10 protein-coding genes and 1 other RNA gene are annotated in these 14,852 nt (G+C 67.6%); 3 read left to right on the top strand and 8 right to left on the bottom strand.

Annotated features, from left to right (window positions below; all coding sequences use genetic code 11):
* The first annotated feature begins 365 nt into the window (after nucleotides 1–365).
* Nucleotides 366–2,306 (top strand): DNA cytosine methyltransferase, encoded by a 1,941-nt coding sequence (locus AA75_RS22150; RefSeq protein WP_149038299.1) that lies wholly within the window; start codon nucleotides 366–368, stop codon nucleotides 2,304–2,306.
* A 278-nt stretch (nucleotides 2,307–2,584) separates the two neighbouring features.
* Here the strand turns inward: AA75_RS22150 and AA75_RS52240 are convergent, their stop codons facing one another.
* Complete coding sequence (locus AA75_RS52240; RefSeq protein WP_233289134.1) at nucleotides 2,585–2,743, bottom strand: very short patch repair endonuclease; 159 nt, start codon at nucleotides 2,741–2,743, stop codon at nucleotides 2,585–2,587.
* A gap of 97 nt (nucleotides 2,744–2,840) precedes the next feature.
* Between AA75_RS52240 and AA75_RS22145 the strand changes: the two genes are divergently transcribed.
* The gene (locus AA75_RS22145) at nucleotides 2,841–3,029 is read left to right on the top strand and encodes a hypothetical protein (RefSeq protein WP_033821919.1); all 189 of its coding nucleotides are present in this window, start codon (nucleotides 2,841–2,843) and stop codon (nucleotides 3,027–3,029) included.
* Between the two features lie 27 nt (nucleotides 3,030–3,056).
* Here the strand turns inward: AA75_RS22145 and AA75_RS22140 are convergent, their stop codons facing one another.
* The 7 genes from AA75_RS22140 to AA75_RS22115 all read right to left on the bottom strand — a co-directional run bounded on the left by AA75_RS22140 (nucleotide 3,057) and on the right by AA75_RS22115 (nucleotide 14,329).
* Entirely contained in the window at nucleotides 3,057–5,078 is a 2,022-nt protein-coding gene (locus AA75_RS22140) for an AIPR family protein (protein ID WP_033821918.1), read from the bottom strand.
* Nucleotides 5,071–6,084, bottom strand: coding sequence for a PD-(D/E)XK motif protein (locus tag AA75_RS22135; protein ID WP_033821917.1), 1,014 nt, complete (start codon nucleotides 6,082–6,084; stop codon nucleotides 5,071–5,073). The genes AA75_RS22140 and AA75_RS22135 overlap by 8 nt, the downstream gene beginning before the upstream one ends.
* The gene (locus AA75_RS22130) at nucleotides 6,081–8,882 is read right to left on the bottom strand and encodes a Z1 domain-containing protein (protein WP_033821916.1); all 2,802 of its coding nucleotides are present in this window, start codon (nucleotides 8,880–8,882) and stop codon (nucleotides 6,081–6,083) included. Before AA75_RS22130 ends, AA75_RS22135 begins: the two co-directional genes overlap by 4 nt.
* A gap of 65 nt (nucleotides 8,883–8,947) precedes the next feature.
* Nucleotides 8,948–10,438 (bottom strand): ATP-binding protein, encoded by a 1,491-nt coding sequence (locus AA75_RS22125; RefSeq protein ID WP_033821915.1) that lies wholly within the window; start codon nucleotides 10,436–10,438, stop codon nucleotides 8,948–8,950.
* Between the two features lie 464 nt (nucleotides 10,439–10,902).
* An RNA gene (gene rnpB, locus AA75_RS22155) (RNase P RNA component class A) lies at nucleotides 10,903–11,304 on the bottom strand.
* A 13-nt stretch (nucleotides 11,305–11,317) separates the two neighbouring features.
* Nucleotides 11,318–12,805: an MFS transporter gene (locus tag AA75_RS22120; RefSeq protein WP_233289133.1), complete on the bottom strand. Its 1,488-nt coding sequence runs from the start codon at nucleotides 12,803–12,805 to the stop codon at nucleotides 11,318–11,320.
* A 78-nt stretch (nucleotides 12,806–12,883) separates the two neighbouring features.
* Entirely contained in the window at nucleotides 12,884–14,329 is a 1,446-nt protein-coding gene (locus AA75_RS22115; protein WP_033821914.1) for an RNB domain-containing ribonuclease, read from the bottom strand.
* Nucleotides 14,330–14,407: 78 nt separating this feature from the next.
* On the opposite strand from AA75_RS22115, the gene AA75_RS22110 reads away from it, so the two are divergent.
* Nucleotides 14,408–14,852 (top strand): DUF3995 domain-containing protein (locus tag AA75_RS22110; protein WP_149038298.1); only part of this gene is annotated, 445 nt, incomplete at its 3' end.

Genomic DNA, 14,852 nt, shown 5'->3' with positions numbered 1-14,852 from the left:
GACCGGTGCCCCTCAAGATCGGAACGACAACAGCCACTCAGGAGACAGGCCACGCGTTTGGGAACGGAGGCGAAACCAACCACTCGTGGCTCGCCGAGGCCGCTCCCGTAGCACCCCTGGGAAGCACTGAACTCCTGTCGATGTCTGCTCTGTAGAGAGCAGTAGGTGGGGTATACCTCACGGGCATCGTCCACGTCCCGTATCATGGCCGGGCACAGAGTGCATCAGAGCGTTTCCGTGAGGTCATAAGCCTCGGGCATCTCCGAGCCAGCTAGCACGAACACCGTCCCTGGCCTGCCAATGCGAAGGTCAGAGGCCCCCGGCGCCTTGATCCGACCGGGGGTTCTGTGATCTCCTGGTGCTCGTTGTTCTCACTGGTTCTGGAGGTCAAGACGGTGGCTGGCCACTACGGTGTGCCGCTCGAGCGAAGCGACTGTCTGCCGCTCGCGGCCAACGAGCACAGCTGCACCGCGGAGGACTTCGGCAGTTGGCTGGAGACCTTCGGCAGGGGACGTCGTCTGGCTGTCGACCTCTTCTCGGGTGCGGGGGGCCTCAGCTTCGGACTCGAGCAGGCCGGATGGACCGTTGCCGCCGCAGTGGACTTCGACGAGCGCGCGTTGGAGACGCACCGAGCCAACTTCCCAGGCATGAGTTTGCACATGGACCTCGGGAATCCGGAGAAGCGCGCGGAACTACTCGAACTTCTCGCGCCGGCCGACATCGACCTCGTGGCAGGTGGGCCTCCGTGTCAGCCGTTCAGCCGGGCAGGTCGAAGCAAGATCCGGCACCTGGTCGAGAACCACAACCGCGACCCGCGTGATCTCCGAAAGGAATTGTGGCGCGCCTATCTGGAAATCGTGATCGCCCTCCGCCCGCGCGTCATCCTCATGGAGAACGTCCCGGACATGGGCCTGAGCGACGACTTCCGCGTGATCCGTGAGATCAAGGAGAGCCTGGAGGATGAAGGCTACGCAACCCACGTGAAGCTCGTGGACGCCTGGAACTACGGCGTGCCCCAGCATCGCAAGCGGCTGATCTTTCTCGCCCGAAGGGACATCGACAGGTTCGAGTGGGCGCCTCCCCAGAAGGAGCGAACCACCCTGCGGCACGCCATCGAGGACCTGCCCCCACTCGATGTCGTCCCCTTGGAACGCGTTGGTGAGCGGGAGATGCCGTACGTGAAGCCGACCAAACTGTCGGCGTTCGCAAAGAGCATGCGAGACGGTGCTCCCCGCAACATGGTCTGGGACCACATGACGCGACGGGTTCGCAGCGACGACTACAGGATCTTCTCGGTCATGGACTCGAAGACCCTGTACTCGGACCTCAAGGACATGCTTGCGCCCGAGGAGCAGGAGTTCCAGCGGTACAAGGCAGACCAATTCACCGACAAGTACAAGAAGCTGGACTGGGACGACCTTAGCCGGACGATTACGGCGCACATCGCAAAGGACGGCTACTGGTACATCCATCCGACGCAACACCGCACGCTGACGGTGCGCGAGGCTGCGCGGGTCCAGACCTTCCCGGACCGGTTCCGATTCGCTGGCACTCGAAGCGACGCGTTCCGACAGATCGGCAACGCGGTGCCGCCGCTACTGGGTAAGGCGGCCGCCGACGTCCTGCAACCGGTCGAGGGACTCGAGACCCCGTCCACCGGACTTGTCTCCCACTGGAAGCAGGTCCGTGAGGCCCTCACCCGTTGGGCTCTCGACCAACAAGAGACCGACAACTGGTACAAGATCCCCAGTGCGGAGCCGGTCCCCCTTCACGCGGCCGTCGCCGCGGTCCTGTCCGGCACCAAGATAAAGCCTTCGGACGAGGCCGCCATGATGGCGAGCATCAGGAAGGCGCGGACACTCACGGCGGCGGGTTACGCACGCCTCCTGGGCGCAGCGCCGACCGCTGCGTCGCGGGCGCGGGTGGAACGACTTCTGCCGCTCGTGGACCAGAGGCCGGCCTGGAGCCCCCAGAACCACGAGAAGATCCCGGACAGGCTCGACATGAAGCCGTCGGAGAAGTCCTTGTACCGGCTCCTGGCCGGGGACGACATCATGTTCGTGGGCAGCGGCGCCCTCCGCGTCGCCGCCCGGGTGAACGGCGTGGAGACGGACCACTCCAACCGGCTGACCGAGGGCCGGGTGAACATGATCAAGCTCGTCGGCTCGGGTAAGCACGCGCCCGCACGGATGGCGGCTCTGCGGCTGCTGGGTTCGGACATCTGCAGGGAGCAGCAAACAGTCTGTTCGGACTGTCCACTGGCGGCCTACTGCCCCCGCAAGGACGAGACTCCGACGATCTTCTGATGGGCCAGGCCGCCGCCATCGGGAGAACCGGTGGCGGCAGCCCTGGCATGTTCGGCTACCCGTCGCGCCGCAGCCTCGGCGTCCGAGCGGATCTCGCACTCCCAGATCCGTAGCACTCCCCAGCCCTGGGCCTCGACCGCCGCACTATTCCTGCGGTCCCGTTCCTGGTTGGTCTGGATCTTCTCAGCCCATCTCTCGGCGTTGGGACCGCGGAACACCTTCGGTCCGTGAACGGGACAGCCGTGCCAATAGCAGCCGTCGACGAAGACGGCGAGCCCCTACCTGGGCAACACAAGGTCCGCCGTACATCCGGGTGCGACTCTGCGCTGGAGGCGGAATCGGTATCCGAGACGGTGCAGTGCGCGACGGAGCGAAACCTCCGGGCCGGTGTCACGAACCCGGCGGCCCCTGAGGTGGCTTCCCTCATCCGTGCTCACCCATGAGCCATTGCCTGAAGTGGGACCTGGAACCACGGTTTCTTCCTTACCTCACCCAGTGTCGTCGGCATCGCGCGGAGGTGCCAGACTTGCACTCATGATCCGAGAGCCGGTCGAGCTACAGGTGGACGAGTTCGGGCGGGTGGAGCTGCCGCTCGGGGTGTTGGCGGAGGCCGGCATTAGTCCGAACAGCAGTCTCCTCGCCTTCAGTGACGGGGACGGTCGCATCGTGCTGAGGCGGATGGAGGACGCGGTACAGGACCTTCTGAAGAGCGGAAGCCTGTAACCGAGTGCCCGGTCCATGGTGAAGGACCTACTCTCCAAGCCGGGCGTGCTCCGCGATGAAGCCTCCGCGCCGTGCCTCCACACGTACCCGCAGTGCCTGCGCGGCCTGGGTGGGCGAGACGGACTCACCGGCCTGCAGCCGTCGACCGACCAGATGGACGAGCTGCCGCTGCGATGGCTCCAGACCGCCGGTGGCCTTGGCCCAGTGTTCGATCTCCGACCATTCCGTCACCGGAACCTCGTCCAACTCATCGATGACCGGAGAGGACTCATCATCAGGATCGTCGAGGGTCGCGTCCCTCAAGGACTCGGCCAGCAGTTCGGAGTCAAGGTCTGATGGGACGGACCATCGCACCTTGGAGACCGCGTCCCAGCAGGCTGGCTGCTTGGCCCACTCCCCGACGTGGCTGCCCCTGAGGGGACTCGTCACTGCGGCCATGACGCGAGGGCAGAGATCGTCGAGCGCGGCGAGAAGAGCCGGCGAGAGTTCCTGGCGGCGCCAGATGTCGTCGAGGTCGATCCTCTTCGCGACCGCCATGGAGAGACGGGCCACCGTGTAGGCCGTGACGGCACTCTTGTGGCTGCCGGCCCCGTGCCTGCGAGCGACGTTGTCTGCGGCCTTGAAAAGCATCGCCTTGGCGAGAATGCGCTGGCAGTAGGTGGAGTCCACTCGTAGCTGCCTGTTCTCAAGACGGATCATGAACTCGTTGAAGTTCTTCTGCGCTCCCCGACTCACCAGGTGCGGCAGCTGGTCCCAGGAGTGGGCGAATTTGGCGAGATCCGACTTGGTGAACTTCTGGCTGGCCGGCCAGAGCTTCCTAAACTTCTTCTGGCCGGAGGGCGACAGCTTTGCCAGTTCGTCAGCGTACTGCCCGCGCGCCCGCTCGTAGAACCAGTGGGTGTCCTGTCCACTGCCGTCGGCGCTCAGGGCCAACAGTGAACGGGTCACCCGCTGGACCTCGACATGGAAGCGGTCGTTGGAGCTGAAGTCGACGAGGGTCACCCGATTCTGGGTGTTGGAGTACTGCGAGATCAGCGGAACGATCTCCATGAGCCTGTCGGGGGACACCTCCGACAGCTTCATCTGGACACGTACATCCGACAGGTCAGCCCTGTCATTCTTCTTGGCGTGGTGGAGGGAGGCCGTTGTCTGGCCGCCGTTGACGATCTGGAAGCCATGAATCCGGGAAACGCCAACATGCCGGCCATCGGTACCCGTGACGAACTCGACCTTGGAGGCCGTCGCGGTGACACCGTTGTTGTATGCAAGGAAACGGCTTGGAGAGTGGAGCAGGGTCTCCCGGATCCCCTTGTTCACGCCGCCGCGCGCCTGGAGGAAGGAGCGTACGTTGAGCTCCAGCAGTCGCGCGCCGTGTACGGCGTACAGGTCTGCAAGGGTGTCGCCGTCGAGGACGCAGAGAGCGACCGAGTAGTCGGCCTCCGTGCTGGGCGCCGAGAGGCACGGGAGCGGCGGGTCGAAGTCCACCACGATCGGCTCGCTGAGGACCCCGGACGTCGCCTGCCGGTGGAGGCGTGCCAGGTCCCACACCTCGTGGACGACAGGTATGCCGTCGTAATCACTCGGCGTCGGCGCTGGCGACGTGCTGAGGCAGTTGGTGAGCAGAAAGAGACGAATCTGGCTCGCGTCGGTCAGTGCCTTGCCCACAGCGTCACACATGTCATAGACGTCCGACGACTGGTCGATGTGCTGTTGCAGACCGCCCTGGCAACGTCGCAGGAAGGTGGTGAGACGCCTGAAACGAGCATCGACCTGCGCCTTGGTGATCTTGTCCTGCAGTGAGCCCTGTCGAAACTCCGTGATGAAGAGGTCCAGGCCGCCGACGTTGTCCGGGATGCCGTAGCCGTGAACCTCCAGACCATGGGTCTTGTGGTAGGCCGTGTAGAAGTTCGAGACGAGTCCCGCCCGCTCGAGCTCCTCCAACACTCCCCGCGTGAACGCCTCGGGCGTGGTGGTTCGCTCAGCCTCTGCTGTGGCGAGGACGTCAGCCACAACCTGGTGGGCGTAGGCGGCCTGGTCGAGCTCAGTCATTCTTCTCCCTGATCAGGTCCTTGACCTCGGCCTGGGTCAGTCGGAGGTCGTCCAGCCCGGAGAGCTGGACGTCGTAGACGCAGTTGCTCACGCCTTCGGGCAGCGCTGACTCGACGATCCGCGGGAAGGAACCAGTCACCCTCCAGAACCGAAGGTCACGCAGGGTGTAGCGGGGCTCGTCGTACACGTCGCGATGGACGGGTAGATAGCCAGCCCGAACGAGAAGGCCGTCGAGGGCGCGTCTTGCGGAGGAACTCGCCAGGAGATCCCGGATCTCGTCAACAATGCCGTTGAGACTCTGCCCAAGCCCTCCCCGCCGCTCGTCAACGACCACGAGTGCCAGGGCCATGGCGGTAAGTCCGGTGTCGTCGAGCTGCCGTTCGCTCGCGATGCGTACCGTGCCCGTGGCCTTGGCACTCGTTGTCTTGACCTCCACGGCGGTGCCGGAAAGCTGGAAGTCCTGGTCGGCTGACGTCGGCCCCACCCATGACTCGACAGCCGTATGCGGGGAGACGGCGCCCAACAACAGATCCCTGAGCACGAGGAGTTCACCGAAGAGGCCACGCCTCGCCTCGGCTCCAAGGCCCTCCCGACCGATGGACCGGAGAAGGTTCTGCCAGTGGTCGAACCTGTTGACCACTGCGACAAGCGCCTCAAGGCTGCTGAGCTTGTCCTTTGCAGCCTCCGCGATGTCGGTGACGAGCGGTGTGAACACCTCACGGAGGTCGTCCGCGGTCAACACCACTTGGAGCTCGTACTGCTGGCGCGAAACCGCCGTGAGGGCCAACTCGAGACCCGCCGTCTGTGGAAGGCGCCCGAGGGAGCGAACTATGCCCTCGGCAGCGAACGCGTCGGTCTGGAGGAACAGCATCCGACGCCGACTGGGATGCGCAACCGAGATGAAGATGTCGTGGGGCGACCCGGCATGGATACGGCGGGTCGAACGGCCCGACGCCGTCAGCGGGGCGTTCTCGAGCGCGAGCCAGTCCTCCTCAGTGACGGTCACTCGTCGTCCTCGTCCTCATCCTCGTCCTCGTCGATCAGGATGTCCTCACGACGCCAGATGCTGTTCACCACGTACTCGGTCTTCTTGCTGTTCTGCGACACGGGAAGGCTCACCTTGAAGCCGACCAGGGGGGTGCCCTCATCGAGGCCGCTGCCCTCCGGCGGCACCATGGGGTAGATCAGCAGCAGCGCCTGGTCGACATGTCTCTTGGCTCGGAGGATCGGGCCGCTGGGAGTCTGCGGATCAAGCGGTTCTCCCTTCGAGTTCTTCCTGCCCTTGGCCGCCCTCAAAGTGTCGGCCTTCGCTTCCTCGATCTGGGCCGGGTTGAGGTCCTCCAACTCGTCTGGCGGGCTCAGCACACGGCGGATCGTGTGCCGTCCTCTTGTCTTCGGCAGGTTCTTTGGAGCTCTGCGGACGATCAGGCCGATCCCGTGGCCAGCCAGGTCCGTGGGCTTCGCGGCCTCGTTACCCACCAGGCGGACGGTCCAGCTGCCGAGTTCGCCAACCGCCATGCAGCGGCGCACGTACTCGGCGATGAACGCGGGCCTGACCCGCCAGGACGCTCGGTCCGCGACATACGTGTCGAAGAAGCCCGAGGCCACCATCTCAGGCGAGACACCCCTCCAGACCACTCCGCCGCCACGCTTCGGAGCGCCCGAGGAGTGACTTGCGTCAAGGGCGGTCACAAATGCCTTGAGCGCCTGGAAGTTGCTCTCGACGACCTTCTCCGAAAGGTCGAAGCTGGTTGTCTCCGGGCCCTCCCCCGAGAAGCTGAGCATCACCTTCGTGCCCTGCCGCATCTTGTTCGTTGCAGTCACTCCAAGACCGAGTGAGGAGGCTCTGACCTTCAGACCGAACTGGCTGGGAGTCAGTCCGAGTGCCGCCATCTCCTCAACCTCGCGACGGAGTTCGTCGGTGGCCGCGGTGATCTCCACGTACGCACGCCTGAGGCTCTCTGTCGTGTAGAGCCGGCAGAGGTCCTCGTGGCCCGGCCGGTAACCGAACCAGCGCCCCATCTGCAACAGAGTGTCGTAGGTCTTCGAAGCTCGAAGGTAGTAGCTGACGGTGAGCCCCTCCAGGGTGAGCCCGCGCGAGAGCTTCTCGCCGCCGATAGCAATGACGGAGAGTCCCTTCCTCCTGTTCTCGTAGTAGTCGAGAGCATCGCGGGAGGCCCCGTTTACGGCACGAACTTCGATCTTTCTCAATGCTGGCAGAAGCTGTGCCGACACATCATCCCAACTGATCCTCTTCGCCTCGTCCGCCGGGAAGTACGCAGTCGTGTCGACGTAGTCCGCCTCCCAGAGCGCCCTGAAATCCTGCAGACGAGCCGCGGCGGAGCCTCCGTGGCGGTCACGAAGGCTGTCCTGAAGCAGGCTGACATAGTCGCGAATCTGAGCACGGACAAGCTCCTGGACCGCCTGGAACCGGGTCACGTGGACCAGCATGGAGTTGTGCTCCGTCAGCTGCCCACGGACGCGACGCGCGGCGCACGAGAGCACGAAGGACTGAACAGCCCTCCGCAGGGACGCCGGGAGGTCGTCGGACGGCACACAGCTGGACTTGTGCTTGTCGGGGATCCAGGCATCGGCATCGGCGACTTCCCGGACGAGCGGCAGAGGCTCGACGTCCTCGTCCTCGGGGTCGTCGCCCCGAAGGCCGAACACCCTCTCGGGACCCAGGTAGTTCGAGGGGGCCCGAAGGGTACGGATGAAGCCGTTGGGGAAGAGGTCGGGACCGAGGTGGTCGTGGTTGGCCTCGGGATCGATGTAGATGTTTGCGAACGGAGTGGCCGTGTAGCCGACGTAGGAAGCCTTGTCGAAGCTGTTGACCAGCTTTCGGATGGCCTCGTTGACCTTCGACGGGTCGGTGTCAGGATCCTTGGAGGTGTTGATCGACGCGTTGTCCGCCTCGTCGTCGATAACGAAGAGCGGCACGTTCCGGACGATGTTCCGACCGTTCTCGTCGGGGTTCCCGTGAGTCTTTGTCACCCAGTCGCACAGGTTGTCGATGATCTTCCGGTTTTTCTTGATGACCAGAACGACCGGGAAGCTGCCGATCGGAAGGCTCTCGCGCTGGGCGGTCCTGCGGTCGAAGTCACCCTTCTCCGCACTAGTCGTCAGGGAGGCACTGACGAGCTGTTTGGCATGGGACATGGCTCCTGCGCCCATCCGCCTGCTCCTGGCCGCCCCCTCGTCGGAACGCATCAGGTGTTGGGTGTCGTACCCCAGAAGACCCTCGTCGAGTCGCAGTTGGGTCTGGCTGCGCAGGTCGTTGTGGATGCCGGCCAGGACCACGATCAGCCGGTAGCCCGCGTCCACCGCCTTGGCCGCAAGTCCGATGTAGTGTCCGGTCTTGCCGGACTGGACCTGTCCGATGACGAGCCCGGAACGACGCCAGGACCCCTCACGCAGCGGATCCTCGAGCTCGGCCAGGACCTCGTCGGTGCTCTCATCGAGCTGCCACACAACACGCCGCGGCGTGTTGCGGCCGTCCTCCAGGTACAGCCGGTAACGCTCCCAGAAGTCCCAGTTCCTGTCGTTCTTCGCGTCCGGGAGCCATACCACGTGGCCAGTGTCGTCGCGAAGACCGGAGGAGGAGTCCTGGTAGACAGCGACCATCTCCTGGATGTCCCTCGTGAACTGCTCTCTGTCGAGGGCCTTCCCCTGGGCAGCGATGATGCTCATGACCATGTTGACGGCCGTGGTGACCTCGTCCGGGGTTGCTTGCCGGTCCACGGGAAGCATCGCGAGCGCGAGGCGCCGCGCCATGGCGAACGTGTCGTCAGGAGTGGTGCTCACGAGCTGCCTCCGATGTGCCGGAACTGGTGGGGAGAAGCGTAGGATCTGCCACTGACAACTGGGCGTCAGCCTTTCCAGAATCCGGTCATCTGGTCGAACGGGGGCATCGCGGCGATCCTCTCCCGCGCTGCAGCCGGTGACCTTCCTTGGGACACAAGCGCGTTGAAGATCTGCTCAGCAACCTCGACGGCTTCCGGCGGTGCCACGGCGCCACCCCCGAACGGAACGGGATCGTCCTCGGTGTCCGTCTCGTGTACCGCACGGAGGGCTGTGACCGGGACCGTCTCCTCCAGAAGCCGTACCAGCGCACGTACGGCGGGAGCGAAGTCACCGCCGGAACGAAGCAGTTGACTTACCAACGGGTGGCTGCGGTTGATCCGGCAGCTCACCTGGCCGTCGTCCCGTCTGACGGTCCAGGCGTAGAGCAACGGGTCGCCGTGCGTACGCGCGGTGACGCGTCCCCTGTGACGGAGCATGTCGGACGCACGCGTGCGCGCCTGGGCGGCGATCCTCCTCAGGTGACGCCGAACAGCAACAGGCGGCGTCACACTGGCCTTTCGCACGTCGACACTCCAGTCGGTGTCCGTCTCAGCTGGGACGTCGACAGCGATGCGCGCCAGGTTGTACCGCTCCTCTCGACGCATACCGGAGATCCCGAGCCAGTCGCCGGCAACTATGAGCCGGTCACGCCGGTACACGTAGAAGCCCTGCTGTCCGAGCCACCCTCCTGGACCTGCACCCGACTCGCGGGCACCCTCGGAGAGCCGCTCCGGACCGGGAAGGACGAAGGCCTCCACCCTCACCCGCTGGTCGCCGAGGGGCAGGTGCTCCACCGGCAGCCTCTGCACGGACGGGTGGGTTCCCATGAAGGGATCCCAGGGATCGACGGGGGTACCCAGCACACGCATGGTCCGACGTGCCGAGCCGACTAGAAACCGCGCGAACACCATCCCAAGGTGTGCCTCGACCCGTCTGGCGTCACTGTAGAACTGCTGCTGCAGCTTCTCGTCGGCCGCGTCGACACCGTGGTCGTGGAAGCCCCTGAGCCGGCGCCAAAGGACCACAGTGCCATGGTCTGCCTGTCCCCTGAGAAGCCGGATGATCTCGAGCGACTCCTCGTCCGCGCCACGGCGAAGAAGCCACTGGCCGGACTCCTCGACAATGTCGAGGTCCCAGGTTCGGACGTGCCACTCGCCCTTGGTGGCAGTGGCAACCGTGAGCTGTCGGGCCTGCGAGAAGGAGGCGGACTTGAGGCCCACACCGAACCTACCGAGGTCGCCTGCGTCCCGCACGGTCCTTGTGCCCCGGGCCGCCACGGTCATGGCCGTTATCAACTGATCCTCGGCCATGCCACGACCGTCGTCGACGACCGCAACCCACGAGTCCCGTCCGGCCCATGTGAAGTGGATGTCCACCTCCGTGGCCGTGGCGGAGATGCTGTTGTCGACCAGGTCGGCGACCGCCGCCTCCAGCGAATATCCCAGGGAACTCAGGGAGGCAACCATGCCGGCCGCGTCTGGAGCGGCGATCTCGTAGTCGCTGGCGATCGTGCCCATTCCCTCGCTACAGCCCTCTCGGCCCGTGTATCCGTATGCGGCCGCCCAAGGCCCTACGGGGCACAGTCAGGGGTCCACCCGGCGGGGACCCGCACCGCCCATGACACGCACCGGTACCCCACCACGACCAATGGTAGTTGCGCGAAGTGATGAAGTAACAGCTCCTGACCAATCCGACCAATCTCGAAACGGACCGATGCGCTGTCCCGCGCCGAGAGAACTTCCAGGGGGCGAACCCGCGCCCAGCACTCCGACAGCTCGCGCAGCCTCTCTCGCCGGTGCATCACACGTCCCACGCCGGACCAGTTCAAGATCGTCTCTAGGGACTTTTCAGGGACTTTCAGCTCTGTCCGAGGGACTTTCGAGGGACGTTTTGGCGCCTAACACGGCAAGCCCCCGAAAGATCGGAAAGGGCCTCCGACGCAGGTCAGAGGCCCTTCCGGGGGCAAAGCCCCTGGTACGGCGGATGGAGCCGGCCTGTACGCCGGGTTCTGTCTCCCGGGGTGCTTGCGCGGCCCGGGGAGGCGGCCATCCATCTAGGGCTGCCGTTGCCGGCAGCCTCGTGCGGTCTACCCGCGGACTCGGGCGAGCAGCCCTCGAACATCCGCGCACGGTGCCCGAGGGCACCGATCTTGACCTTGCTCCGAGTGGGGTTTACCTAGCCGGCCGAGTCACCTCGGTCGCTGGTGGTCTCTTACACCACCGTTTCACCCTTACCTGCGGCCGAAGCCGCCGGCGGTCTGTTTTCTGTGGCACTGTCCCGCGGGTCACCCCGGGTGGGCGTTACCCACCACCCTGCTCTGTGGAGCCCGGACGTTCCTCGGCGGGCCCCCGAAGGTGCCCGACGCGGCCGCCCGGCCGGCTCGTCCGCCGTACTGGTCATCGTAGCGGTTCGCGGTGGCCGCCCTGGACGGGCACCCGCGGTGGCGGGTCGAGCCGGTCGGCCACCCGGGCCGCCGTGCCGGCCGCCCACGGCGTGGTGGAGACCAGGCCGACCAGCAGGATCACCACGCCGAGGCCGGCCACGATCCACCAGCCGCGGTGGCTGGCCTCGGTGAACCCGGGCGACCCGGCCGCGGCCGCGGCGGTGACCACGGTCCCGAGCACCGCAACGCCCAGCGACTGCCCGATCTGCCGGCTGGTGGAGGCGACGGCCGCGGCCACCCCGGCCTGGGCCAGCGGCATCCCGGACACCGCCGCGTTGGTGATGGGCGCGTTGACCAGGCCGAAGCCGAGCCCGAACAGCGCGTACGCGCCGATCAGCAGGCCCGCCGGGGAGTCGTCGGCCAGCCCGGTGAGCAGCACGCCGCTCGCGGCCATCGCCGCCCCCGCCACCAGCAGCGGCAGGCGCGGCCCGCGCCGGCCCACGATCCGCCCGGAGATCGGTGCGCAGACCAGGGTCAGCCCGGCCATCGGCAGCGTCCACAGGCCGGCTTCGACCGGGCTGTAGCCGCGGACGTCCTGGAGGTAGAGCGTGTTGAGGAAGAGGAAGCCGCCGAGCGAGGCGAAGGCGCAGACGGCGGTGACGGTGGCGCCGGTGAACGGGACGCTGGCGAAGAACCGGGGGTCGATCAGCGGTTCGGCGACCCGGCGCTCCCACAGCGGGAAGACCACCAGCGCGGTGAGCGCGACCGAGCCGAGCAGCAGGATGACGGGCGAGGTCCAGCCGAAGCCGGGCCCCTCGATGATGACGGCGGTCCCGGCCCCGAGCAGCAGCACCATCAGCACCTGCCCGACCAGGTCGAAGCGGCGCGGCCGGGGTGCCCGGGACTCCGGGACGTAGCGCCAGGTGAGCAGGAAGGCGGCCAGCCCGACCGGGATGTTGATCAGGAAGATCGACTGCCAGCCGGCGCTCTCCACCAGGCCGCCGCCGATCAGCGGGCCGAGCGCCATGCTGATGCCGACCACGCCGCCCCAGACGCCGATCGCCTGGGCCCGTTCGCGCCGGTCGGTGAAGGTGTTGGTGATGATGCCCATGGCGACCGGGTTGAGCATCGATCCGCCGACGGCCTGCACCGCCCGGAACGCGATCAGCCAGCCGAGCCCCGGCGCGAGGCTGCACAGCAGCGAGCCGAGGACGAAGACCACCAGCCCGGTGAGGAAGATCCGCCGCCGTCCGACCCGGTCCGCGACCGAGCCGGAGAGGATCAGCAGGGAGGCGAGCACCAGGGTGTACGCGTCGATGATCCACTGCAGGCCGGAGGTCGGGGCGTGCAGGTCCTGCTGGATGGACGGCAGCGCGATGTTGACCACGGTGTTGTCCAGGCCCACGATGAACAGGCTCAGGCAGCAGATCGACAGGATCAGGACGCGGCGCCGCCGGTCCGGCGCGGGGGTCCGGGCGCTCGCGGGGGTCTGTGCGCTCACCCCATTGATCATGCCACCGGGCCGGGCCGCAACGGCCCCGCGCAGCGGCGGACCACTCGGCCCGTAACGGCGGGCCGATCAGGCCGGGGCGAAGCGGACGGTCCGGGTGACCGGGTCCGCGGTGGTGAGCCGGACCAGGATGCGCTCCCCGAGCGGCAGCCGCAGCGACCCCTCGCACTTGGCCACCACCGCCGGCTCGCGCAGTTGGACGGTGCCGCTCTCCGGCCGGCGCTCGTCGACGTCGATCACCACCGCCTCGAAGTCCTCCCCCACCCGGCCGCGCAGCAGCTCGGCCTCGACCAGGTCCACGCAGGCCCGTTCCAGCTCCCGGGCGCGCCGGTCGCCGCTCTCCATCAGCCCGGGGACGGCGGTCAGCGACTCCCGGACCCAGTCCGGCACGTCGGCCCCGGCCGCCACGGCCACACAGATCTCCTGCGCGTAGCGGTCGCCGAGCCGGCGCAGCGGGGCGGTGCAGTGCGCGTACGGCGCGGCGAGCGCGGCGTGGCCGGGGTCGGCGGGCGGCCGGACGCCCTTGGCGGCGTCGAAGGCGTGGTAGCCGGCTCCGCGCAGCAGGCCGGTGCACTCGTTGAGGAAGGCGGCGTCGGCGGTCCTGGCCGGGTCGAGCGAGCGGATCAGTTCCGGGTAGGGCATCCGGTCGGGCCACTCGACGTGCAGGGCAGCCGCCACCCGGCGCAGTCGGGCGTAGGCGGAGGCGGGCGCGGCGGGCAGGGTGCGCAGCAGGCCGATGCCGGCGTCCAGCATGAGGTCGGCCGCGGCCATGCCGGTGAGCAGGGAGATCTGGGCGTTCCAGGCGTCGGCGGGGCGGGGTGCGCGGTAGACCAGGCGGTAGCCGCCGTCGGCGGTCTCCACCTCCTGTTCGGGCAGCGGCAGGCTGACGCCGCCGCGGTCGCGCTCGCGGGCCTCCCGGAGGCTGCCGATCTCGCCGAGCAGGGCGAGCTGGGGGTCGGCGGTACCGCTGTCGACGGCCTGTTGGACCCCTGCGTAGTCGAGCCGGCGGCGGGAGCGGACCTGGGCGCGGCGGACGTCGGCGAGCAGGACGGCGCCGTCAGCGTCGAGGTCGAGCTGCCAGAGCAGGGCGGGGCGCCGTTCGCCGGGCAGCAGGCTGGCGGCGCCCTCGGAGAGCCGGGCGGGGTGCAGCGGGATGTTGAGGTCGGGGAAGTAGTAGGTCTGGATGCGGCGGTGGGCCTCGATGTCGACGGCGCCGCCGGGGGTGACGAAGGCGGCCACGTCGGCGATGGCGTAGTGGACCCGGTAGCCGGTGCCGCGGCGGGCCAGGTGCATGGCCTGGTCGAGGTCGAGCGAGCCGGGCGGGTCGAGGGTGAAGAGTTCCAGGTCGGTCGCGTCGAGTTCGGGCAGCCGGGGGAGGGAGGCGGTCCGCTCGGCCTCGGCCAGCACCTCGGCGGGCCACTCGGCGCGGACCTCCAGCCGGCTGCGCAGCTCGGCGAGTTCGGTGTTGATCCGCGCGGTTTCGGCGGCTCGGACCCTCAGGTGTCGACGCGGCATGGTCGCAGCGTACGGCCGGGGCGGCCGGTGGGCGCGTTGGAACGGCTCGTAAGGTGGTTGTGGCGAAGGGGGATTGACGTGACGCAGAGGGAACCGGCCGCTCCGGCGGTGGTACGGGGTGTCGGGGCGGTGGTCGGGGGCGCCCTGGCGGCGGTCGGCGCGCTGCACGTGGTGTGGATGCGCTCGCCGTGGCCGCTGGAGAGCCGGGCGGAGTTCGCGGACGCGGTGGTGGGGGTGACCGAGGACCGGACGCCGACACCGGTGATGTGTGCGGGGGTGGCGGGTCTGCTCGGTGCGGCGTCCTGGCTGGTGGGGCGGCAGGCCGGGGTGGTGCCGGGGGCCGGTGCGGCCGGCGGGCTGCCGCGGGCGGGCAGCGCGACCGTCGCGGGGGTGCTGCTGGTGCGCGGGGTGGCCGGGCCGGTGCTGTTCGGCCGTGGCCGGATCCGGCGGTCGGCGCGTTTCGTACGGCTGGACCGCCGGTACTACGCGCCGCTGTGCGTGGTGCTGGGGGCGGGGGCGGCGC

It is taken from the genome of Kitasatospora sp. MBT63, from assembly GCF_000710465.2.
Taxonomy (GTDB): Bacteria; Actinomycetota; Actinomycetes; order Streptomycetales; family Streptomycetaceae; genus Kitasatospora.
The sequence above is the reverse complement of the archived record's forward strand: the minus strand, read 5'-3'. Positions and strand labels throughout refer to the sequence as shown.